Below are 24,152 nucleotides of genomic sequence, written 5' to 3'. Positions count from 1 at the left end.
GAGTAAGAATAATGGAAAACAGTATTATAGAACTCAAGTTCTCATTAAACACATTTTATTTTTTAATTTCTGGCGTCTTAGTAATGTGGATGGCTGCGGGCTTTGCTATGTTAGAAGCAGGCTTGGTACGCTCAAAAAATACCACTGAAATTCTCACAAAAAATATCGCGCTGTATGCCATTGCTTGTACCATGTTCTTGCTGGTGGGTTACAACATTATGTATGTAGATAATACGGCGGGTGGCATAGTGCCGAACTTTGGCGCTTTGATAGGTAGTGCTGCAGATGATGCAACTCATGCATTAGAAGCTGACTTTTTCTTCCAAGTTGTATTTGTAGCAACGGCAATGTCAATTGTATCGGGTGCTGTTGCTGAACGAATGAAGCTATGGGCTTTCTTGGCATTCACCGTTGTTTTAACCGGATTAATTTATCCAATTGAAGGTTTTTGGACTTGGGGCGGTGGCTTCTTATCTGAAATGGGTTTTGTTGACTTCGCAGGTTCAGCGATTGTACATGGTGCGGGTGCAGCAGCTGCATTAGCTGGCGTGTTATTGCTTGGTGCGCGTAGAGGGAAATACGGTAAAAATGGTGAAGTTTACCCAATCCCAGGTTCAAATATGCCACTTGCAACTTTAGGTACATTTATCTTGTGGATGGGCTGGTTTGGTTTTAACGGTGGTTCACAACTATTCATTGCAGATAAAGCAAATGCGGTTGCTGTGAGTCAAATTCTTGTGAATACCAATGCTGCGGCGGCAGCTGGTGCAATTGCTGCACTGTTAGTATGTAAAGTGCTTTGGGGTAAAGCTGACTTAACTATGATTTTAAATGGTGCATTAGCTGGTTTAGTCGTAATTACTGCAGAACCCGCTTCACCATCACCGACACTGGCAGTTTTACTTGGCGCATTAGGGGGTTCTTTGGTGGTATTCAGTATCGTGTTCCTTGATAAGGCTAAAATTGATGATCCTGTAGGTGCGATTTCTGTACACGGTACATGTGGCGCATTAGGTATCATGTTAGTACCACTATCAAATGGTGATGCGAACTTTGTAACTCAGTTAATTGGTTTAGTAAGTATCTTTGCTTTTGTATTCATCGCTTCTTACATTGTTTGGGCCATTTTAAAATCAACAATGGGTATTCGAGTTGGTGAAGAAGAAGAGTTATCAGGTATGGACCAACATGATTGTGGTGTTGATGCTTATCCTGAGTTCGTAACTGTTCGCGGTCAATAGTTGTGAAAGTTTTCAATTTGCACACAGTGAGTGAAGAACAAATATCAGAAGTATCGAGACAAGATTTACTGAGTGGTGTTCATGTGATGAGAGTTACCCACTGTGTGCATTTTGAAAAACTAAAAAGAATCAAGCCTAACTTAGCAATGAGTTAGGCTTTCAGGTCTTGTTAATCTAAGGTAATCTATGGTGATTAAATTGGCATTAACCATTCGTGAATAAAGGCATGGCCGAAAAAAAGACTCCCAACCCAAAATCGTCTACAAAGAAAGCAACACCGAAAAAAAGCGCTGCGCCTAAATCGAAAAATACAAAAAATACCAAAAAAACTACAAAACAGTCTAAAAGCAAATTAGCCCAATTTAAACAAAGAACCTTACTAGGTCTTTGGCGTTTGTTTTGGAAAGGTAGCATCGCCGTTCTTGCAGTCTTAGCCTTCTACGTACTTTATCTCGATGCTAAAGTCACGAAGCAATTTGAAGGGAATAAATGGCAGTTGCCAGTGCAGGTCTATGCCCGGACTATGGATTTCCGCCCTGATCAGTATTTGTCAGAAAAAGAAGTACTTTGGGAATTAAAACGCTTAAATTATTCAGAAGTAAATCAACTTAGTCGCACAGGTCAGTATGTGGTTGAAGGGCGAACTATACGTATTTATCGACGCGCTTTTGAGTTTTATGATGGTGTTGAACAAGGCAAAGTATTTACTCTGAATTTTGCAGGTAAAAAATTAGCCAGCATAGTCAATGAGTCAGGTCGACGTGTGCCTAAAGCTCGATTAGAGCCTGTACAGATTGCGCGTATCGGCAATGACTCAAAGCAAGACAGAGAGTTTGTTCCACTCGATAAATTTCCCACTATTTTAAAAGATGCGCTATTGGTTGTGGAAGATAGAAACTTCTATGAACATCATGGTGTATCTGTCATGTCTATTCTTAGAGCGCTTTATACCAACATCAAAGCAGGAAGAACGGTACAAGGCGGCAGCACATTGACTCAGCAGTTAGCTAAAAACTTCTACCTAACCCGAGAACGTACTCTTACGCGTAAGATCAATGAAGCCTTAATCGCGATGATTTTAGACTTCAGATACAGCAAAGATGCCATCTTAGAAGCTTATTTAAACGAGGTTTACTTAGGGCAGGCATATAATCAAGGTGTGCATGGTATGGGACTGGCAGCAGAGTTTTACTTTGCAAAGCCTGTTGATGAGCTTGAGTTTGATCAAATTGCTTTATTAGTGGCTATGGTCAAAGGGCCTTCTTATTACAACCCGAGGCGTTATCCAGAACGTGCTCAAGAACGTCGTGATCTGGTACTCAGACTACTGGCCGAAAATGGTTATTTAAGTACCAATGAGTATCGTCAGTCGCTAGAAAGGCCAATTAAAGTTGAGCCATTAAGCCGTGACCGGCAACAAAATTATCCAGGTTACCTAGAGTTGGTAAATCGAGAGCTAAAAGAATTATTACCTGATCAGCAAGTCATCAATGCTGGTGTGAGGATATTTACGTATTTCGATTTACAAAAACAAGCCGCAATGGAAGAGTCTATCCGCAAAGGTTTACCTTATTTAGAGCGCAAATATAAAACTGAAAAACTTGAAACCGCGATGCTCTCAGTCAACCTTGAGAAAGCGGGGGTGTCTGCTTTGGTTGCTGGCCGAGATATGCGCTTTAGCGGTTTAAATCGCGCACTCGATACCAAGCGACAAGTGGGGTCGCTGGTTAAGCCTGCAATATATCTTTCGGCCTTTGAGCAAAATACTCACAACCTTGGCACATTATTAGAAGATGGGCCGCTAGAGGTCAAAGATAGTTCAGGCGATGTATGGACACCTGAAAACTTCGATCATAAATTTAGAGGCGAAATGCCGCTTTATGAAGCGTTTAGTAAAAGTATTAATATACCAGCGGTCAACCTAGGTTTAGATATTGGCGTACATAAAGTCGCTGAAACACTGAGTGAATTAGGTATTCAGCAGCAGGTTGAACAATACCCTTCGTTACTTCTTGGCGCTCTGGAGCTTTCTTCATTCGATGTGGCACAGATGTATAGCACCATTGCCAGGCAAGGCCGCTATCAGCCCCTTACTAGTATTGCAGCTATGACCAATTCGGTTGGGCGAGTATTGTATGAACATCGAACGCGTTCAGAACAGCGTTTTGCTGAAGAATCAATTTATATGACCAATTACGGCTTAAAAAGAGTTACTAAAGATGGCACAGCAAAACGCATTAACCTTCACTTCCCGTCTATTCAGCTTGCGGGTAAAACAGGCACAAGTAATGATTTAAGAGATAGCTGGTTTGCAGGATTCGATCACAATACAGTGACAGTGACTTGGCTAGGACGAGATGACAATAAGCCAACAGGTTTGACTGGGTCTAGTGGTGCGCTTGAGCTATACATTCGCTATCTGAAGCCGCTTAATCCACAGGCTATAGCTGATCAGAGACCAGATGGCGTGCGCTGGGCGTTTGTGAACCCAAAAACAGGCCGCCAAGCTGCACCTAGTTGCGGTAAGGTTATACAGTTGCCTATTAGGCGAGAGCTGTTTAACCCAACGCCAACGTGTTCATAAATTGGCGTTACCTATTATAAAAGGGCTAAACAGCATCATTAAAACTGGAATTTCTTAACCGCACCTTCAAGCTGAGTGCTCATGGCTGCAAGCGCATGGGCATCATCTTGAGTGGCGATTGCAGATTCAAGAGTGTGTTGAGCAACATTGTTAATGGTGGTCGCATCGCTCAAAGCTTGTTGAGTGGCTTGAGATTGTTGCTGGACTAACACACTAATATGCTGCCCCTGATTATCTATGTCGACCATGCTGGTTTGGGCTTCTTGTAACACCTGATTGGTTTTTTCTGCTGCAAGCACGCCTTGCTCCATTTGCTCAACACTTCGACGCATTTTGTCTTGTGTTGTATTTGAAGCTTGTTGAAGTGCATTAATGATGGTATGAATTTCTTCAGTTTGCTGCTGAGTTCGTTTAGCAAGAGTCCTGACCTCATCGGCAACAACGGCAAAGCCACGCCCTTGCTCTCCAGCACGAGCTGCCTCAATAGCAGCATTAAGCGCGAGTAAATTGGTTTGTTCGGCTATTTCACTGATTGCGACACTGACCTTACTAATATCTTGGCTATCTTGTGCCAGCTTATCAAGTGCTTGTCGACTTTCTTCAAACTCTTGTTGCAACATTGTCATATGCTGAGCAAGTTCTGTCGTGTTTTCACTGCCTTGCTTTACATGACTTGCCGCTGTGCTTGCTAACTGTGTTGCCTCTTGGGCTGAATGCTCAACAGAAGTGGCGGCATGATTCATTTCTTCTAACGCTTCTACAATAGTACCGATATTTTGCTGCTGCTGACTGACATCTTCACGTGTACTTTGGCTGATTTCGTTGAGCTTGCTGGTGGCATTTTGTAGGTTACCACTGGTACTTTTCACATCGCCAAGCAGATTAACCATAGCATCAAGTACTTGGTTATACTGGAAGGCAATAATGCTCATTTCGTCATTACCAATCGCCGTTGCTTTGGCGCTCAAATCACCTTGTGCTGCTTTACTTGCGTTGTGCTCAAACGCGCGAATATTGTCTACCACTGCAAAGTAAAAACCGAACATAAGGTAGCTGGCTAGCAGCAATGACACAATCGCAGCAAGTACAACACTGTTTCTGATAATTTGTTGAGACGATAAGCGTTCGTTTAGTAATGTTTTTAAAAGTGGGGTTGCCGTATTGATGAGCATACTCACTTGTTCAAGCGTATCACTTTTTAAACTATTGAATTGGCTTTGTGATAATTGTAATTCATCAGGGTCAAGCAGATTGTTTTGAATACTGTTTTTAAAAGCATGTACGGATCGTGTGACCTTATCTAGTTGCTGTGATAGCGCTGATTTTACAATTTGATTATCGGCAATTGCTACTGCCAGTTTACCTTCTAAACGCTCAGCGTAACTGGGCAGTGATTTATTGTAGTTAGAGAGTGCAATAAACGTGTCTGGGGTAAATGAACCCGTTTGGATCACCAATGATGCTTGCTCAGAAGTGAGATTTATTTGTTCAATCAAGCTCGGAACAGATTCAACCAAAGAGCGGTTTATATAAGAGCGTGCAATATCGCCATCAATGGCGAGTTTTGATTGAATAGAAACCTGTTCGAGGGCATGTTGTTGTGCGCTATCTGTGATAACAAAACCATTTCCTCTGGCTAATTGACTATTTGCCTGCTTATTTTCAGACATAATATTTTGTAAAAGTTTGGGGTAAAGCGCTAAACCACTTTGCTGCTGTTGTGTGAGCGCAATATTTTGGCTAAGAATAGAGCTTAAGAAGAATAAGCTGACACTGAGTGGAACAAGTAAAATACCAAAAATTAGACTGATTTTGCTTTTATATTTCAAGTTGGCCATTAGAGAAATAGCGGGTGAAAAAAGCGTTTTTGATCCTTGCATGAGCGTCACTTATTAATTGTGTGTATTAGATAGACCGAGCAAGTTTTAATTTTAGTTCAAAATTATTTTTTTTCTTTAAAAAACAAAAAAGCCCACAAATGTGGGCTTTTAATTTATTGCTACAAAACTTCTTATAACTTTTTAAATACTTTTGCAGCTGCGGCAATCGTGTCTGCAATATCAGCGTCTGTGTGCATTGAGCTTACAAAGCCAGCTTCAAAAGCAGAAGGGGCAAGATAAACACCTTCTTCAAGCATTAAATGGAAAAACTTTTTAAAGCGCTCTAGGTCACATTCAGTTGCTTGCTGGTAGCTATTTACAGACTCAGCGGTTGTGAAGAAGAAACCAAACATGCCACCCACATAGTTAGTAGTCAGTGGAATTCCAGCTTCATTAGCAGCTTGTTGGAAACCTTCGCACAGTGCTTTACTTTTTGCCTCAAGCTCTTGGTGTAAGTTACCTTGACTTAATAGCTCAAGTGCTTTTAAACCAGCGGCCATCGCGATTGGGTTACCTGATAGCGTACCAGCTTGATATACAGGACCTACTGGTGCGATGAAATCCATGATTTCTTTTTTACCGCCGAAAGCACCTACTGGCATACCGCCGCCGATTACTTTACCTAAACAGGTTAGATCAGGCTGAATGTTGTAATAAGCCTGTGCGCCACCTAGTGCAACACGGAAGCCCGTCATGACTTCGTCAAAAATAAGCACTGATTTGTGCTCATCACAGACAGAGCGAAGTCCCTCAAGGAATCCTTCAACTGGCGGAATACAGTTCATATTGCCCGCAACAGGCTCGACGATAATACAAGCGATTTCGTCTTTGTACTCATTGAAGATAGCTTTAACTTGCTCAATGTCGTTGAACGCTACCGTTAATGTGTGCTTAGCGAAATCAGCAGGAATACCCGGAGAGTTAGGCACACCCATAGTTAAGGCTCCAGAACCTGCTTTAACTAATAGTGAATCAGCGTGACCGTGGTAACAGCCTTCAAACTTTAGAATTTTGTCACGGCCTGTGAAACCACGAGCAAGACGGATCGCACTCATTGTCGCTTCAGTACCAGAGCTTACCATGCGTACTTTTTCGATTGATGGCACGAGCTCTTTGACTTTCTCAGCCATCAAGATTTCAGTTTCAGTTGGTGCACCGTAACTAAGACCACGCTCAACCGCTTCTAAAACGGCTTGCTTAATTTCTGGGTGGTTGTGACCTAAGATCATAGGACCCCAAGAGCCCACATAATCAATGTATTTTTTATCATCAGCGTCGTAAGTATAAGGACCTTCAGCATTGGTAATGAAAAGTGGTGTGCCACCTACACCATTGAATGCACGCACTGGTGAGTTAACGCCACCAGGAATTGATTCTTGAGCACGAGAAAATAAATCTTGGCTAATTGTCATGTATATAGTCCTATTTTAACTGTTACGTTTACGGCTGAACCAAGGCACATCTACTTCGTAGTTCTGTACTTGGTTTTCAACGCCTAAAGTTAACGCGAATAACGCCATGCGGATCAATACGCCATTTTGTACTTGGCGGAAGATTGCTAAGTTGTCGTTATTGTTTAAATCATTGTCTAGCTCATTTGCATCACTGCGGCTATCGCGAGGTAGTGGATGCATAAGCACAGAGGTTGGCTTGCAGTGTGCATTATAAATTGACTGGCTAATTCTAAAGCCGCCACGGTACTTATTGGCTTCTTCTTGCGATGGGAAACGCTCTTCTTGAATGCGGGTTTGATAAACGATATCAGCGGCTAGGTTACCTTCCATTTTCGAAACCAGTTCGATTTGGTGACCCGCGTTCGATACAGTATCAAGAATATAGTCAGGCATTTGTAAGCCATCAGGTGCAACCATAGTGAATTTAACATCTTTGTAGTGGCACAACAGTTTTGATAAAGAATGTACGGTACGGCCGTATTTTAAGTCGCCTACTAGTGCTATGTGCATGCCATCGATGCCACGCTCAAAACGGTGTAGTTCTTTATCTATGGTTAAAAGGTCAAGTAATGCCTGAGTAGGGTGCTCATTTGGACCGTCACCACCGTTGATAACTGGCACATCAGAACCTGTAGCAAACTCAGCAACAGAGCCTGCATCTGGGTGACGCATAGCAACTGCATCCGCATAAGCTGAAATAACGCGCGCGGTATCGTATAAAGATTCACCTTTTGCAAGAGCTGAGCTTTGCATGCCCGTCGTTTCACGAACCAAGCCACCTAATAAATTGAACGCAGTACCAAAGCTGACACGCGTACGTGTACTTGGTTCAAAAAATAGGTTAGCTAGAACAGCACCTTCAAGCACATTAGTACGTTTTTGCTTTTTAGCATATGGTTCCATTTTCTTTGCTACAGCAAAGATCTGTTCAATGGCATCTCTGTTTAATTGATTTACAGAGAGAATATTTTCACCTTGGAAACTTAACATGAGGCGATCCCTAATCAGAAAATGACGAGCGATTAAAAGCGAGGCTTTCAACCAATATATTTAGCAGGCCAAGACTGGCTGACTTGGCGCAGCATAATAGCATAATTAACCTGAGCTCTGGATAATAAATCTATCTCCAGCGGCTACTTTCAACGTTAACTGCGTTGAATTTACTTGCAATAGACCAGCTATTGACGCGTAAATTCGCCTGGTTATCGCTAAAAGTCTCCGGCTGCAGACTTGAAAAATGACTTATCATTTCAATATCAATACGCTAGTAAATCTCTTAACCAAAGTTCAGTTTAATTAAAAGCTAGGTTTGAGTATTGCGAGCATGATTATCGCTAAAAGCAATAACACTGGAAATTCATTAAAGATCCGATAGAAGCGGTCACTACGTGTGTTTCTATCATGTTTGAAATCAGCAAGCAGCTTAAAGCAGTAGCCATGGTAGATATACAGGATAATAACCAAGACAAACTTGTAATGTAGCCATAGGTTATATTTGAACCATTCTCGGCCGTACTCGAAAATCATTAACAAACCAAAAACTAAAGTTAGCACGGCAAAAGGCGTCACAAAAAACAGTAATCTGCGTTCCATCACTTTTAGCATGGCACTACAAGGTGGCTCCTGGTTAATGGAGTGATACACGAATAAGCGGGGCAGGTAAAAAATGCCGGCAAACCATGCCACCATAAAAAATATATGAAGTGCTTTATATACGAGTAATGCTGTCATTTGGCCTCCAGCTTAACTGGTTCTTATTGTTAGAATTTGACGGATTTGATCCCAACGGACCACTCCCATAACGTGGTGTTCATCTTTTTGGTTAAACACATATACGGCGCCACTTCGTTTATCGTTTAACAAATCAAAAGCATCAGACATAGTTGCTTGGCTGCTCAGGCCATGCATCGGAATATAAGAAATATTCATTGAGTCATCTGACATTAAACTTAAATCGTATTCTGCCAGCCGATAACCATTTTGTTCATCAAATACGATAAGAGGAGTGTGACTGTTCACTACAGATAATGATTCTTTGATTTGTTCTTTATCGTCTGAGTAAAGTAGTTTGAACTGCTCATTCATCTCTTCCACAATACCTACTTTCTGTAGTACTTCACTGGCAGGCGATACTTGGTAAGCCAAGCCCTGGAAATCAAGTTGCTGTAAAAAAATAGAACGATTTCCGAATACTTGTAATGCCGTCACGTACGCAGTTGAAATCACTAACATAGCAGGGACAATAATTTGTGGACTGGCGGTTAACTCCATTACGGCTGTAAGTGCAGCTAAAGGGGCGTGTAAAGTTGCTGCCAGTAAACCCGCCATACCTAGTACGCTGTAGGTACCTGCAATATGTTGATCAGGGCTAATAAATTGACCGAAGTAAGACATTAAGGTGCCCATAACAACACCTAAACCAATGACTGGGCCGATTAACCCGCCAGGAATCCCCAAACCGATAGCAAATAAAGTTGCCAATAACTTGGCTATTAAAATAGTCGTGAGTAATTGAATATTTTCTGGCGATGTGACAGCCAGCGTGATGGCACTCATACCTGAACCCATAGCCTGTGGCACTAGGTTACCGATCAAGCCGGCAATTAACCCAGCTAGCATCAAGCGTGGGAACATGCTTAAAGGTTTAAATGTACGAATTATCATCATTAGGTTTTGGTTAAATGCAAAGGCAATTGCACCCAAAATAACACCACAAATTACCAAATACGGATAATGCCAAAAGCTTAAAGGGGTGACACTGATAAGGGCAAGCTCAGTATCGTGGCCAAATACAAATTGTGTGGCTAACGCGCCTGTGACAGCGGCAAGCATGATTGGCACGAATATATGTACTTTATACTCACGCAGCACGACTTCCATTACAAAGATAACCGCAGCGAGTGGGGTGTTAAATGATGCGGCAATACCCGCAGCAACACCGCACCCTGAAAGTGTTCTTGCAGCATTCCAAGGTAAGTGTAGTCGCTCAGATAACACACTTGCACCCGTCGCCCCCATATGTACCGAGGGACCTTCTCGACCAACCGAAAAACCGCTAATAAGGGCCAATGCACCACCAAAAAATTGGTTAGCAGTATTCCAGATTGGCATTTGCCCATAATGATGTTTAATTCGGTGAATAACGAAAGGTATACCAAGACGGTAATGTTTAAAGCCTGTCATCGCAGCGAATAGAGCAATTAAAAAAGCGGCTACAACAGGTAGGCTAACTCTTAAGTGCTCAGGTAACTGTGTGAAATCATCATGGGAGTCTAGAAATAAGCTTTGTACACCATAAATCGTCAGTCTGAATAAGATAATCAGAATTGCAGCGATTAAACCAGCAGCCACACCCAATAAGCATAGCTGAACAGAGGTTTTTGGTTTGGCTAATTGGCGCCGGAGGGCGTCCAGAGACATGGCTTTATTCCCACAAAAAACAGACCCCTAAGTGTATCAAATAAATTGGTTTTCGTCTTGTTTTCGCGCAAAGAAGATAGGTTTTCTGATCGGTTTTGGGCTGGTATTCTACAAACGGATTACTTGATTAAAATACTCGGGTATTAGATAATCGCGCCATTATCAGAATTAAGGGTCGAGAGCATGTCTGATCAGTTACCAATTCAATTTAGCGACGCTGCAGCAAAGCGTGTAAAAGAGCTTGTTGCGGAAGAAGAAAACCCAGATTTAAAACTACGTGTGTACGTGACAGGTGGTGGGTGCTCTGGTTTCCAATATGGTTTCACATTCGATGAGAAAGTTAATCCAGGTGATTTGGAAATTGAGAAAAATGGCGTATCTATGGTTGTTGACCCAATGAGTATTCAATACTTGGTTGATGGCATTGTTGATTACACTGAAGGGCTAGAGGGCGCGCGCTTTTTTGTGAATAACCCTAATGCGACGACAACATGTGGTTGTGGCGCAAGCTTTAGTGTTTAATACTTTTAAAATTACAAAGCCACGCAGTAGCGTGGCTTTTTTTATGCGCTTTGCGTGACCCAAATCATTAACACAAAAAAACTCAGCACAAATACGCTGAACGAGAGTATATAAATAAACCCTTTCTTTCCCTGCTTAATAGGCACTCCTTGGCTTTTTAAAAACCAATACCAAAGTATGCATAGTACAAGTGGTAATAAAAAAAGTACTCTAATCATGGTTATCCTTTTAGCAACATATTTAATTTAGCTTTAGTCAATAATCTTCTAAGAAAATTTTTTATTCATTTTTTTAGAATAAAAAGTTAATTAATTTGTATTAAGTGTAAAGTTAATGCTCTAATATTTATCATTAAATTTATTATTTTTATTAGTGTAGACGCAAAATATAGTCTATACCTATTTTGGGACATGGGTACAAACTCTGGATTTACTACGTCCCCCTGTGATATACAGTATATGTTAAGTTGAGACGGGCATATTTCAACTTAAAGAAACAATAAAATCATCGAGTAGGAGATGTAACATTATGATGGGTAAAACGGTTTCTTCTGAAGAAAACGGTAAGTTAACAAAGTGGCTTAAAAGCAAGCGTCATGAAAAAGGTCATACAATGCGAAGCCTTGCGCAAGTTTTAGGAACACCACATTCATTTATTGGCAAAATTGAAAACCAAGAGCGTCGTTTAGATGTGATTGAGTTCCTTCGTTACTGTGAAGCACTAGAAGTGGACCCGTATGAAGGCTTAAGCTTACTTAACAAAGAAGAAGCATAAGTTTTATAACTAAAGGTGCGTACTGTTACGCACCTTTAGCTGCAGTTGAGTTTTTATGAAACTGCTTTTCTATGGCATAGAGTTTATGTCTAATCATGTAAAGAAACAGTAAAGAAGGAAGTACCATCATTGCTGTTATTGCAAAAAACAACGCCCAGTTTCCATTCAACCAGTCATCAATTACTACACCACTATAAGCTGATAATAAAGTACGGCTTAAGCTACTTAAAGAAGCTAGTAATGCATAATGTGTTGCACTAAAGGCGCGATCGCACAGCATTGAAATGAATGCCACCATGGCAACCAAAGACCAAGCTTGTGTGAAACCATCAACAACAATAGCAAGTGCATATAAATGCTCTTTTGGACCAGCTATGGCAATCCAAGAAAACATTAAATTAGAAGCTGCCATGGCGATACCGCTGACAAATAAGCCTTTAACTATGCCGTATTTGTGGTTGAAAATACTGCCTAAAAAAGCAAATACGATGGTAATGAGACCGGTACCAAGTTTCGAATACTGACCAATTTGGGTGTTGGTAAAACCAATTTCTTTGTAAAACACAATCGACATTCGTGCTAAAAATGCTTCACCTACTTTAAATAAGAAAATAAAAGCGAGTAAGGCAAAAGCGGTTTTTACGCCATTTTTAGTAAAGAAACTTTTAAAGGGTTCAACTAATGTTACCGCTAACCAAGCGAATAGGCGCTGCCATATGGAATTACCGCTCGCAAATAATTTATTTTGATATTCTTTTTCTAGTTGAGCATGAGTGAGCTCACGATGTGAGTTTGGCTCTTTTGCAAACAAGGTCACCAGCATCAATAATAAAACAATGCCAGCGAGTACAAAATAAATTTGTGACCAATCAAAACTGGGTAAGTCAGCTAAAAAGAAGGGCAAAGCACCTAAAAGCGCATATCCTGACCACCAACCTGAGGTTGCCATTGCCGCGGCCGCAGTGGCCTTTTCACTCTCAGTTGTATCAAGCGAGTCAATACGAAAAGCATCGATGGCAATATCGTGTGTTGCGCTGGCAAGCGCAATTAAAAAACATAATAAGGCAGCTAAAAACAGCTGATCTTTGAGAGTAATAAAGCCAAGACTCAGTGTTGCGGAGAAAGTAACCATCTGGCCAAGTAAAATCCAGCTACGTCGCTGACCTAATAGATTGCCCAGCAGAGGGAGTTTTAAACGGTCGAGTAAAGGAGACCAGAGAAAGTTGATGGTATAGGCGCTGAATACCACGCCGAATAAACCAATCATACTGCGGCTTAAGCCTTCATCTTTCAGCCAAGCAGACATCACTGAGCCAATGAGTACCCATGGAAACCCACTGCTTAAGCCAAACAAAAAGATGGTGAGAAGGCGTTTGTCTTTGTAGTAGCCTAAGTATTCACTTAGGCTAGAGTTGATTTGCATGACTATCCCGTCAATTAAAGTGCTTCAGCTTTTAGGATCTCAACTTGATAGATCATCACAGGCTTTTTAGGCACAAAATCGTAACCGATTTTTTCATTAAACCCAGTTTCTACTTGCGTGATTTTATCCAGTGTTTCATAGCCTTCCATAACATTACCAAACACAGCGAACCCCCAGCCTCTGCCCGGGTTTAAATGGTCGTTGTCTTTCATGTTGAAGAAAAACTGACGAGTGGCGGTGTGCGGCTCATTATCTTGATACGCCATGGCAATGGTATACATGTCATTCTTTAAACCATTCCCGCTTTCATTGAAAATCGGTTTACGTTGGAATAAGCCATCATAGTCTTTGTCATAACCACCACCTTGGATCACAAAGAACTCATCAATCTCTGAGTATTGATCTTTTTCAATACGATGGAAGACAGAGTTTTTGTAATCACCATTGACCACATAAGTCAGGAAATTATTCACAGTAAGCGGTGAGCGTGATCTGTCTAGTTCGACAATAATGTCCCCTTCACTGGTGATTATTTTCACGCGTGGGAACAGGTTGTTTTTTTGAACAAATCGGCCTTCTTTATTACTAGCAAAGGCATGACTACTTATACAGATAATGAATAGGGTGATCAGTAACTTTTTCATGATTATCCTTTGAAGAAGTTAATTAAAGCAGGGTCTGAGACAATACGGGTAATCACTTGCTCACTCAACTCGTTAAGTTGGCCCTCTACTTTAGCTTGTTCGTGCTTTAATGGACCTGTCATTTGAGCCTGACCAGAATAAGTTTTCTCGAATGTGCGCTTACCTTGCGTTGCTATTACTTTGATTTTAGCAACGGCATTACTTTCATGTTGCGTGTAAGACTCTGTTACTTTTGAATGAAATGAATCAATGTGCAGTGTTAATGTGTTACTACCCATTGAAGAGAGCTGCGCACCATTGGTTTTAAGGGCTTGCTCAAACGCCATTTTTACCCGTTTGCTTAGCTCGGCATCTGGTAGGTATTCTGCAGGCTCTTGATCGACCACCTTGATTGTGAATTTACTGATCCTATGGTCTTCGACCGCTAAGGTTACTGGTACATTAAAGTCGGCGACTTTGCCTGCCTTATAGACTGGGTTTAAGATCACAGATTTTGGTTGGCTGGCACAACCTGCCAGCAACATGCCACACAATACAAGTGCAATTTTTTTCATTTTTAGCCTCTCTTTGTGGTGCTTAGCACAGTAAATTTCTTATTATTACCAATGACTTTACAGTTTCCGAACAAGCGGAGCAATTTTTCTTGATAATCTAAATGACGGTTGCCAATAATTCTTAATTCGCCGCCGGATCTGAGGGTTTGTTTCGCCTGTACGAACATCTGCCACGCAATATGATCCGTGATTGCTTGTGCTTGGTGAAATGGCGGGTTACACAAAACCAAGTCTGCACTGTTAGGTGCAAAATCAGTTAAACAATCATCTTGAACAAACTCACAATTTTGCAAGCGCTCAGGTAAGTTGTTCTCGATATTTGCTTTGGCACTAGCCACAGCCATGGCCGACTCATCAACAAAAGTGATTTTAGCATTTGGCATTTTTGCCAATGTTTGTAAGCCGATAACACCATTTCCACAGCCTAAATCAATAATCCTTAACGGTTTCTTACCCTGAGGTAAATAATTGCTAAAAAAACGCGCGCCAATATCAAGGGAGTCACGAGAAAATACATTAGCGTGGTTTAAGACAGTGAATTCAGTTTTTTCTAAAGGCCAGCTCACCGGAAACTTACAAGTCTGCTTTTTGTGTTTTGTTTGACTAAAAATAAGACGTGATTTCTTAACTGCTAAACTGGTCGAAGGCTCAGCAATAAAATGGCTGAAGCTTTTTAATGTAGAGGTGTGTATTTCTTTCGCTTTACCCGCAGCGATCACCGGCACATCATGTTCAAACTGACTGAGTAAGCTTAGTTGGTACTGTAAAAAGCCAGCATTTTTTGGGATTTTGATAAGAATAAGATCAACGTCGCTAGGTAAATCTGAAAGACTATCAAGTAATACAGTTTGACGACTTTCTAACTCGTTTTCTTTAAGATTATATAGGCATGCTTGCTGACTGACATAAGAGTCATTAAAACTGGTCACTTTGCGAGAAGTTTGCGTATCTAAAGCATGTAATGCACAGCTTAAGGCGCCAAAGCTATCGTTTAACACCAAAATATGTTGCGCGTTGGTGTGTTCGTTTTGAATATGCTCGATCAAATACTCATCGGCAGAATCCCACGCTTGCAGGCTTCTATTTTTCTGATCTAGTGGAAATCGATGTAAAGTAAGCGTGTGACCGCCCAATACAGCTTCAGTCGTCATAGTTTTTTATAAGTAGTCATTTTATGAGGTGAATAATAACATGACATCAAAACTCACTAAACCTGAGTTGCCAGCGGGGTTTGCTTATTTTCCAAATTTGATCTCATTTCAAAAAGGGCTCGACTTGTATGAACATCTCACTGGAGAGTTAAACTGGCAACAGCCCAGTATTCAGGTTTTCGGTAAATTTCATCCTATTCCTCGTTTGCAAAGTTTTGTGGCAGATGAAGGGGTACATTATGCCTATTCAAATCATACACTAGATAATCAAAGTTGGACTCAGCCGTTGGCGGTTATGCGAAATAAACTGCAAGGTCATTACAATCAGTCGTTTAATGCCCTGCTATTAAATTGGTATCGAGATGGTCATGACACTATGGGGTGGCATAGTGATGATGAAGCTGAGCTGGGAGTAGATCCCTTAATTATCTCGATTTCTTTAGGTGCTGCGCGTAAATTTAAGATCAAACATAAAACGACAGGGCAGCAATGGGAGCTAATGCTAGAGCATGGCAGTTGTTTAGTAATGTCTGGTCACAGTCAGCAACTTTTCCAGCACTCATTGCCAAAACAAAGCAAAGTAAAAGGTGGTCGTATCAACCTGACATTTAGAAGTATTGTTAAATAATCCTATCTCGGTATAGTAGCCACAATTGAAAAATGCAGAGTTTATATTCATGTCAATGCAATCTCAGATCGAAGAAAAAATCGCTGCGGCAATCGCTTGCAAGCATTTAAATGTCATTAATGAAAGTCACATGCACAGTCGTGGCGAAGAGTCTCATTTTAAAGTGATTGTGGTCAGTGAAGAGTTTGCGGGTAAACGATTATTACCGCGCCATCGCCAGATTAACGATATTCTAAAAGTTGAATTAGCTGAGCATATTCATGCTTTGTCTATCCATGCTTACACGCCTGACGAGTATTCTGAGCAGCATGGACAAATCCCTGAATCACCAAAGTGTTTAGGTGGCTCTAAATTCGATAAATAGTCAAAATTAGGGTTAAGCGAGACTTTTATCATCGAATTAAGCCTAATTTTATAGCTGATCAGACCTGTATTTTTAAGATCAGCCTTTAAACTACGCTCCGTAAATTTAAATAAAGATAGGAATCATCATGGTCATTAAGCCGAAAATTCGTGGTTTTATTTGTACCAATGCACACCCAGCAGGTTGTGCCGCTCACGTTCAAGAGCAAATCGATTATGTAAAAGCACAAGGACAATTAGAAAACGGTCCTAAAAACGTACTTGTAATTGGTGCATCAACGGGTTACGGCCTAGCTTCTCGTATTACAGCAGCGTTTGGCTCTGGTGCTAAAACTCTGGGTATTTTCTTCGAAAAAGAAGGTACTGAGAAAAAGCCAGCTTCAGCAGGTTGGTATAACACGGCAGCTTTCCAAAACGCAGCAGAAGCGGCGGGTCTTTGGTCTAAGAATATCAACGGCGATGCGTTTTCTGATGAGCTTAAAGCTAAAACAGTTGAAACGATTAAAGCTGAAATGGGCAAAGTGGATTTAGTAATTTACAGCCTAGCGTCTCCGCGTCGTACTGATCCTAAAACGGGTGAAACGCATTCATCGGTACTTAAACCTATCGGTCAAGACATCACAACGAAGAACTTAAATACATCTAAGCGTATTATCGATTCGATAAGCGTAGAAGCTGCGAATGAAGATGAAATCGCTAACACAGTTAAAGTGATGGGTGGTGAAGATTGGGAACTTTGGATCAATGCATTAAAAGATGCTGACGTATTAGCTGAAGGTTTCAAAACAAGCGCTTACACTTATATTGGTAAAGAACTAACTTGGCCAATTTACGGTCACGCTACAATCGGTAAAGCGAAAGAAGACTTAGATCGCGCAACGAAAGCAATCCGTGAAGCGACAGCTGAACTAAAAGGTGAAGCGTATGTTTCTTCACTTAACGCTGTAGTGACACAAGCTAGTTCTGCTATTCCAATTATGCCACTTTATATTTCAGCTTTATTTAAAGTGACTAAAGCAGATGGTACTTACGAAGGTACGATTGAGCAGATCCACGGTTTATTCAACGAAAATCTATATGGCGCAACCCCACGTTTTGACGATGGCGGTCACTTATTCCAAAATTACAAAGAGCTCGAAGACGACGTACAGGCACGTATTCAGCACATTTGGGATACGGTTGATACAGACACCATTGATGAGTTAACAGACTATGTTGGCTACCACAATGAATTCTTGAAATTATTTGGCTTCGGCGTAGATGGTGTTGACTACGAGCAAGACGTAGACACAGTGGTTGAAATTAACAACTTAGTTTAATCACTAGTATCACTTTTATAACTAGGTCGGCTTTGCCGGCCTTTTTTGTTTATTCATATTTATTTTTTCTGCTAACACCTGAAGTTTTCTTCTGTTTATTAAAAATGATTCATTGCGTATTTCAGCAACTGGACTTTGGTCTAAATTGAACTAAATTCATTCTATTCTCTCCTCGAAAAGACCTTGTAAATCTGGATTAATTTCATAATTCCACTCGCATAGTGGGGGTTATTAATGTTAAAATCACAGAAATATGTGAGGACTCGTCCACAAGGTTTTAGTTATGGATTGTTTTGTCGCTTGGCTTTGCCGAATACAGAATGGTCACTTTCTAGATCTTGGGGCAAAAAAAGATTTTTCAATTTCTTTCCGTTAATGTAATGCAAGTGCGTATGATCAACATAAAAAAAGGTCTGGACTTACCAATAGAGGGCGCACCTCAGCAAGTAATTCATGATGGCGTAGCTGTCAAACGAGTTGCCGTGCTAGGTGAAGAATATATCGGTATGCGTCCAACCATGCATGTTCGCGTGGATGACCAAGTCAAAAAAGGCCAAGTTCTTTTTGAAGACAAAAAGAACCCAGGCGTCAAGTTCACTGCACCAGCTTCTGGTGTAGTTAAAGAAATTAACCGTGGTGCTAAGCGTGTTCTTCAATCTATCGTGATTGAAGTGCAAGGCAACGAGCAGGTTACTTTTGAAAAGGTGGCGGCTGCTGATTTAAGCAACCTAGACCGTGAAAAAGTAAAAGAAGTGCTTGTTGAATCTGGTCAGTGGCCAGCGCTACGTGCTCGTCCATTCAGCCGAGTGGCAGCACTAGATGCAACTGCAAGTTCAATCTTTGTGACTGCAATCGACACAAACCCATTAGCTGCAGATCCGGCTGTGATCATTGCTGAAAACGTTGAAGCGTTTGAAGCGGGTCTAGCTGTAGTATCTCGCTTAACTGATGGCAAGGTGTTCGTATGTAAGCAAGCAGGTAGCACTGTACCAAGCTCTTCACTTTCTCAAGTTGAAGTTCATGAGTTCGGTGGTAAACACCCTGCAGGTTTAGTAGGTACTCACATCCATCACCTAGATCCAGTATCTGAAAACAAGCAGGTATGGCATTTAGGTTACCAAGATGTGATTGCATTCGGTAAGTTATTCCTTACTGGTGAAATCTACTCTGACCGTGTAGTTGCTTTAGCGGGTCCTCGCGTTAAGAATCCTCGCTTAGTTAAAACACAAGTTGGCGCTTCTCTAACTGATTTAGTTGCAGGCGAGCTTGAAGACGGTGATAACCGAGTCATTTCTGGCTCTGTGTTAGCTGGTAAAACAGCAACCGGCCCTCACGCTTTCCTAGGTCGCTACCATACTCAAGTATCAGTATTACTTGAAGGTCGCGAGAAAGAACTATTTGGTTGGATTGCACCAGGTAGCAACAAATTCTCTGTAACACGTACATTTATCTCACACTTAGCGCCGAGCCGTTTGTTCAATATGACAACGTCTACAGGTGGTTCTAAGCGTGCAATGGTGCCAATCGGTAACTATGAGCGTGTTATGCCACTCGACATTCTACCTACACCACTACTTCGTGACTTAATTGCACGTGATTTAGATAGTGCGATTGCGTTAGGTGCATTAGAGCTAGATGAAGAAGATTTAGCACTGTGTACTTTCGTATGTCCAGGTAAGTATGAGTACGGCGCAATCTTACGTGATTGCCTGACTACTATCGAGAAGGAAGGTTAATCCCATGGCCTTAAAGAAATTTCTAGAAGATATCGAGCCGCATTTTGAACCTGGCGGTAAGCATGAAAAGTGGTATGCCCTGTATGAAGCAGTCGCAACCGTTTTCTACACTCCAGGTTATGTAAACAAAGGTGGCACGCACGTTCGTGACAACATCGACCTAAAACGTATTATGATTTTAGTGTGGATGGCGACATTCCCTGCAATGTTCTTTGGTATGTTCAACATCGGTCACCAAGCTGCACTAGCAATTGGTAATGGTTTTGAAATTGCTAACACTTGGCAGGCTGCTATTTTCCAAGCATTAGGTGGTGAACTAACAGCACAATCAGGTATTGGTGCTAAGTTCTTCTACGGTGCATGTTTCTTCCTGCCAATCTATGCGACGGTATTTATCGTTGGTGGTTTCTGGGAAGTATTATTCGCTTCAATCCGTAAGCACGAAGTTAACGAAGGTTTCTTCGTAACGTCTGTATTATTTGCATTGATCCTTCCTTCTACAATTCCATTATGGCAAGCCGCGTTAGGTATTACTTTTGGTGTTGTAGTTGCAAAAGAAGTATTCGGTGGTACAGGTCGTAACTTCCTTAACCCAGCATTAGCAGGCCGTGCGTTCTTATTCTTCGCATACCCAGCTGATATCTCAGGTGATACGGTTTGGACTGCAGTTGATTCATTCACAGGTGCAACAAACCTAGGCCTAGCGGCGCAAGGTGCACTTGATTACAACAACATGGCACTTTGGTGGGATGCTTTCTATGGCTTCGTACAAGGTTCTATGGGTGAAGTTTCAACGCTAGCACTAATGATTGGTGGTTTGTTCCTAATTTATGTTCGTATTGCGTCATGGCGTATCGTGCTTGGTGTATTCCTAGGTATGGTAGTGATGTCTCTACTTCTGAACATGATTGGTTCTGAAACTAACCCTGCATTTGCTATGCCTTGGCACTGGCACTTAGTACTAGGTGGTTTTGCATTCGGTATGTTCTTTATGGCGACTGACCCAGTTTCTGCGTCTTTCACAAATAAAGGTAAATTCGCATACGGTGCACTAATCGGTGTAATGGTTGTTCTGGTACGTGTAGTTAACCCTGCATACCCAGAAGGTATGATGTTAGCAATTCTATTCGCTAACCTATTTGCACCATTATTCGACCACTTCGTTGTACAGTCTAACGTTAAGAGGAGATTGGCACGTGTCTAGTAACAATGAAACTATTGGCAAAACGCTAGGCGTTGTTGTTGGCCTATGTTTAGTATGTGCAGTTGTTGTTTCTATGGCATCTGTTCAATTACGTCCACTACAACAAGCAAATAAAACTCAAGACGTGCAACGCAATATTCTTGCTGCAGCAGGTATTGAAAGTTCAGCAGATGTTTTCAAAACGTTTAACGAAAATATCGAAGCACGCGTTGTTGATATGAAGACGGGTGAGTTTGTTGATACAGATCCAAACTCTTTCGACTTCGAATCAACTAAGTTCGATGCAAAGCGCAGTGTGAAGCTTGAAAAAGCGCAAGATAAAGCCGGTGTTCAGCGTATGACGACTGAATCTCCAGTTTACTTCGCTAAAGATGCTAACGGTCAAGTAGATACTATCATTCTACCAATCCAAGGTTACGGCCTTTGGGGTATTATGTACGGTTTCCTAGCACTAGATGCTGATACTAAGACTGTTAAAGCAATTAACTTCTACAAGCATAATGAAACACCGGGTCTTGGTGGTGAAATCCAAAACCCACGTTGGACGTCTATGTTCGAAGGTAAAAAGCTACCACTTGATATCGTAAAAGGTACTGCTGGTAACAACGAACACAAAGTAGATGGTCTTTCTGGTGCGACATTAACATCTGTAGGTGTTGATAACACAGTTGACTTCTGGACAGGCGACAAAGCGTTCGGTCCATTCCTTGCGAACGTACGTAAAGGAGCATTGAACTAATGGCAAATGCAAAAGAAATGAAAGAAGTCTTGTTTGGCCCTGTTTTTGCGAACAACCCAATTGCGCTTCAAGTACTTGGTATTTGTTCTGCACTAGCAGTGACATCAAGCCTTAAGAATGCACTTATCATGTCAATCGCTCTGACATTAGTATGTGCTTTCTCAAGCTTATTTATCTCTATGATCCGTAACCACATCCCATCAAGCGTTCGTATCATCGTTCAGATGACTATCATCGCTTCATTGGTAATCGTGGTAGACCAAACGCTTCAAGCGTTTGTATATGCAACAGCGAAAGAGCTTTCGGTATTCGTTGGTCTAATCATTACTAACTGTATCGTAATGGGTCGCGCAGAAGCATACGCAATGAAGACACCTCCACTGATGTCATTCCTTGATGGTATCGGTAACGGTTTAGGTTACTCAGTTGTACTTCTAACAGTTGCATTCATTCGTGAACTAGGTGGTTCAGGTACACTATTTGGTATCGAGATTTTACCACTTATTTCTGAAGGTGGTTGGTACCAGCCTATGGGTCTATTAATCCTACCGCCAAGCTCGTTCTTCATCATTGGTTTCTTCATCTGGGTACTTCGTACTTATAAGAAAGACCAAGTAGAAGCGAAGGCATAAGGAGAGAGAGATGGAACAATATATCAATTTATTCGTTAAAGCGGTTTTCATTGAAAACTTAGCGTTATCTTTCTTCCTAGGTATGTGTACTTTCCTTGCTGTATCTAAGAAAGTAACTACATCAATGGGTCTAGGTGTTGCAGTAATCTTCGTTCTTGGTGTTGCTGTTCCAGTAAACCAATTAGTTTACTCAGCAATCTTAGCGCCAGGTGCACTAGAGTGGTTAGGCTTCCCTGAAGCTGACTTAAGCTTCCTTAAGTTCCTAACTTTCATCGGTGTAATCGCAGCACTTGTACAGATCCTTGAGATGACGCTAGACAAGTTCTTCCCTGCGCTTTACAACGCACTAGGCATCTTCTTACCACTAATCACTGTAAACTGTGCGATTTTCGGTGCAGTAGCATTCATGGTTGAGCGTAACCTGAACTTCGGTGAGTCTGTGGTATTTGGTTTAGGCTCAGGTGTAGGTTGGGCACTAGCAATCGTATTACTTGCTGGTATCCGTGAGAAGATGAAGTATTCAGACGTACCAGATGGTCTTCGTGGTTTAGGTATTACCTTCATCACAGTAGGTCTAATGGGTCTTGGCTTCATGTCATTCTCTGGTATTTCACTTTAATTTAGCGAGGAAAAATCATGCTTGAGGTATATTTAGGCGTAGGGATGTTCATCGCTATCGTTGTAATGCTTGTATTGATCATCATTGCAGCGAAGTCGAAGCTTGTACCAAGCGGTGACATCACAATCAGCATTAACGGTGACCCTGAAAAGGCAGTTACTTCAGCACCAGGTGGTAAACTACTAGGTGCACTAGCAGACGCTGGTATCTTCATTTCATCTGCTTGTGGCGGTGGTGGTTCTTGTGGCCAGTGTACTGTTCACGTTAAAGCGGGTGGTGGTGATATCCTGCCAACTGAGCTTGACCATATTTCAAAAGGTGAAGCACGTGAAGGTTGTCGTCTAGCGTGTCAGGTTGCTGTTAAAACTGACATGGAAATCGAAGTAGAAGAAGAAATCTTCGGTGTTAAGAAGTGGGAATGTACAGTTATCTCTAACGATAACAAAGCGACATTCATCAAAGAGCTTAAGCTTGGTATCCCTGATGGTGAGGTTGTACCTTTCCGTGCAGGTGGTTATATCCAAATCGAAGCGCCAGCTCACCACGTTAAATACGCTGACTTCGATATTCCTGAAGAATATCGTGCAGATTGGGAGCGTTTTGGTTTCTTCAATCTTGAGTCTAAAGTTGACGAAGAAACGATCCGTGCATACTCAATGGCTAACTACCCAGAAGAGTACGGCATCATCATGCTTAACGTACGTATCGCGACTCCGCCGCCAAACAACCTAAGCCTACCATGTGGTAAGATGTCATCGTTCATCTGGTCACTTAAAGAAGGTGATAAAGTGACTATTTCTGGTCCATTCGGTGAATTCTTCGCGAAAGAAACTGATGCAGAAATGGTATTCGTAGGTGGTGGTGCTGGTATGGCGCCAATGCGTTCACACATCTTCGATCAGCTTAAGCGTCTTAACTCAGACCGTAAGATGTCTTTCTGGTACGGTGCACGTTCTAAGCGTGAGATGTTCTACGTAGAAGATTTCGATGGCCTAGCGGCTGATAACGAAAACTTTGAATGGCACGTAGCTCTTTCAGATCCTCAACCAGAGGACAACTGGGAAGGTTACACAGGCTTCATCCATAACGTTCTTTTAGAAAACTACCTGAAAGACCATGAAGCGCCAGAAGATTGTGAGTTCTACATGTGTGGTCCTCCAATGATGAACGCGGCTGTAATCAACATGCTTAAAGATTTAGGTGTTGAAGACGAAAACATCTTACTAGATGACTTCGGTGGCTAAATCAGCGTTATCTCAGTGAAC

At 41.6% G+C, this 24,152-nt stretch carries 22 protein-coding genes; 13 read left to right on the top strand and 9 right to left on the bottom strand.

Annotated elements, in window-relative coordinates:
* Positions 1-11 precede the first annotated feature (11 nt).
* Entirely contained in the window at positions 12-1,241 is a 1,230-nt protein-coding gene (locus PP2015_RS14020) for an ammonium transporter (protein ID WP_058030904.1), read from the top strand.
* Between the two features lie 226 nt (positions 1,242-1,467).
* Positions 1,468-3,825: a penicillin-binding protein 1B gene (gene mrcB / locus PP2015_RS14015; protein WP_058031653.1), complete on the top strand. Its 2,358-nt coding sequence runs from the start codon at positions 1,468-1,470 to the stop codon at positions 3,823-3,825.
* A gap of 38 nt (positions 3,826-3,863) precedes the next feature.
* Here the strand turns inward: mrcB and PP2015_RS14010 are convergent, their stop codons facing one another.
* The 5 genes from PP2015_RS14010 to PP2015_RS13990 form a co-directional block, all read right to left on the bottom strand.
* Positions 3,864-5,705 carry a methyl-accepting chemotaxis protein gene (locus tag PP2015_RS14010; protein ID WP_058030903.1) on the bottom strand — a complete coding sequence of 614 codons (1,842 nt, stop codon included), beginning with the start codon at positions 5,703-5,705 and terminating at the stop codon, positions 3,864-3,866.
* A gap of 131 nt (positions 5,706-5,836) precedes the next feature.
* Positions 5,837-7,117, bottom strand: a complete 1,281-nt coding sequence (gene hemL, locus PP2015_RS14005) for a glutamate-1-semialdehyde 2,1-aminomutase (RefSeq protein ID WP_058030902.1) — start codon at positions 7,115-7,117, stop codon at positions 5,837-5,839.
* Between the two features lie 15 nt (positions 7,118-7,132).
* Entirely contained in the window at positions 7,133-8,149 is a 1,017-nt protein-coding gene (locus tag PP2015_RS14000; RefSeq protein WP_058030901.1) for an aspartate carbamoyltransferase, read from the bottom strand.
* 306 nt (positions 8,150-8,455) lie between these two features.
* Entirely contained in the window at positions 8,456-8,890 is a 435-nt protein-coding gene (locus PP2015_RS13995; RefSeq protein WP_058030900.1) for a CopD family protein, read from the bottom strand.
* 12 nt (positions 8,891-8,902) lie between these two features.
* Positions 8,903-10,579, bottom strand: a complete 1,677-nt coding sequence (locus PP2015_RS13990) for a chloride channel protein (protein WP_058030899.1) — start codon at positions 10,577-10,579, stop codon at positions 8,903-8,905.
* Positions 10,580-10,762: 183 nt separating this feature from the next.
* Between PP2015_RS13990 and erpA the strand changes: the two genes are divergently transcribed.
* Complete coding sequence (gene erpA / locus PP2015_RS13985; protein ID WP_058030898.1) at positions 10,763-11,101, top strand: iron-sulfur cluster insertion protein ErpA; 339 nt, start codon at positions 10,763-10,765, stop codon at positions 11,099-11,101.
* A gap of 528 nt (positions 11,102-11,629) precedes the next feature.
* Entirely contained in the window at positions 11,630-11,875 is a 246-nt protein-coding gene (locus PP2015_RS13980) for a helix-turn-helix domain-containing protein (RefSeq protein WP_058030897.1), read from the top strand.
* Between the two features lie 25 nt (positions 11,876-11,900).
* On the opposite strand, the gene PP2015_RS13975 is transcribed toward PP2015_RS13980, so the two are convergent.
* The 4 genes from PP2015_RS13975 to PP2015_RS13960 are packed head-to-tail and all read right to left on the bottom strand — an operon-like array spanning position 11,901 to position 15,647.
* Entirely contained in the window at positions 11,901-13,298 is a 1,398-nt protein-coding gene (locus tag PP2015_RS13975; protein WP_058030896.1) for an AmpG family muropeptide MFS transporter, read from the bottom strand.
* A 14-nt stretch (positions 13,299-13,312) separates the two neighbouring features.
* On the bottom strand, positions 13,313-13,942 hold the full coding sequence (locus PP2015_RS13970; protein ID WP_058030895.1) for a peptidylprolyl isomerase: 630 nt from the start codon (positions 13,940-13,942) through the stop codon (positions 13,313-13,315).
* A gap of 2 nt (positions 13,943-13,944) precedes the next feature.
* Positions 13,945-14,496, bottom strand: a complete 552-nt coding sequence (locus tag PP2015_RS13965) for a YajG family lipoprotein (RefSeq protein WP_058030894.1) — start codon at positions 14,494-14,496, stop codon at positions 13,945-13,947.
* Between the two features lie 2 nt (positions 14,497-14,498).
* Positions 14,499-15,647 (bottom strand): methyltransferase, encoded by a 1,149-nt coding sequence (locus tag PP2015_RS13960; protein WP_058030893.1) that lies wholly within the window; start codon positions 15,645-15,647, stop codon positions 14,499-14,501.
* Positions 15,648-15,687: 40 nt separating this feature from the next.
* Between PP2015_RS13960 and PP2015_RS13955 the strand changes: the two genes are divergently transcribed.
* The 9 genes from PP2015_RS13955 to nqrF all read left to right on the top strand — a co-directional run bounded on the left by PP2015_RS13955 (position 15,688) and on the right by nqrF (position 24,131).
* Positions 15,688-16,275, top strand: a complete 588-nt coding sequence (locus tag PP2015_RS13955) for an alpha-ketoglutarate-dependent dioxygenase AlkB family protein (RefSeq protein ID WP_058030892.1) — start codon at positions 15,688-15,690, stop codon at positions 16,273-16,275.
* Between the two features lie 49 nt (positions 16,276-16,324).
* Positions 16,325-16,639 carry a BolA family protein gene (locus PP2015_RS13950; RefSeq protein WP_058030891.1) on the top strand — a complete coding sequence of 105 codons (315 nt, stop codon included), beginning with the start codon at positions 16,325-16,327 and terminating at the stop codon, positions 16,637-16,639.
* Between the two features lie 127 nt (positions 16,640-16,766).
* Complete coding sequence (gene fabV, locus PP2015_RS13945) at positions 16,767-17,957, top strand: enoyl-ACP reductase FabV (protein ID WP_058030890.1); 1,191 nt, start codon at positions 16,767-16,769, stop codon at positions 17,955-17,957.
* Between the two features lie 392 nt (positions 17,958-18,349).
* The gene (locus PP2015_RS13940) at positions 18,350-19,693 is read left to right on the top strand and encodes a Na(+)-translocating NADH-quinone reductase subunit A (RefSeq protein ID WP_058031652.1); all 1,344 of its coding nucleotides are present in this window, start codon (positions 18,350-18,352) and stop codon (positions 19,691-19,693) included.
* A 4-nt stretch (positions 19,694-19,697) separates the two neighbouring features.
* Complete coding sequence (locus PP2015_RS13935) at positions 19,698-20,897, top strand: NADH:ubiquinone reductase (Na(+)-transporting) subunit B (protein ID WP_058030889.1); 1,200 nt, start codon at positions 19,698-19,700, stop codon at positions 20,895-20,897.
* On the top strand, positions 20,890-21,636 hold the full coding sequence (locus PP2015_RS13930) for a Na(+)-translocating NADH-quinone reductase subunit C (RefSeq protein WP_058030888.1): 747 nt from the start codon (positions 20,890-20,892) through the stop codon (positions 21,634-21,636). The genes PP2015_RS13935 and PP2015_RS13930 overlap by 8 nt, the downstream gene beginning before the upstream one ends.
* On the top strand, positions 21,636-22,268 hold the full coding sequence (locus tag PP2015_RS13925) for an NADH:ubiquinone reductase (Na(+)-transporting) subunit D (protein ID WP_058030887.1): 633 nt from the start codon (positions 21,636-21,638) through the stop codon (positions 22,266-22,268). Before PP2015_RS13930 ends, PP2015_RS13925 begins: the two co-directional genes overlap by 1 nt.
* Before the next feature lie 10 nt (positions 22,269-22,278).
* A complete protein-coding gene (gene nqrE / locus PP2015_RS13920) occupies positions 22,279-22,887 on the top strand; it encodes an NADH:ubiquinone reductase (Na(+)-transporting) subunit E (RefSeq protein WP_058030886.1) in 609 nt (202 codons plus the stop codon).
* Positions 22,888-22,904: 17 nt separating this feature from the next.
* Positions 22,905-24,131 (top strand): NADH:ubiquinone reductase (Na(+)-transporting) subunit F, encoded by a 1,227-nt coding sequence (gene nqrF, locus PP2015_RS13915; protein ID WP_058030885.1) that lies wholly within the window; start codon positions 22,905-22,907, stop codon positions 24,129-24,131.
* Positions 24,132-24,152: the final 21 nt, after the last annotated feature.

This window comes from Pseudoalteromonas phenolica, from assembly GCF_001444405.1.
In the GTDB taxonomy this organism is placed as follows: Bacteria; Pseudomonadota; Gammaproteobacteria; order Enterobacterales; family Alteromonadaceae; genus Pseudoalteromonas; species Pseudoalteromonas phenolica.
This window is presented reverse-complemented; position numbering and strand designations above follow the sequence as displayed.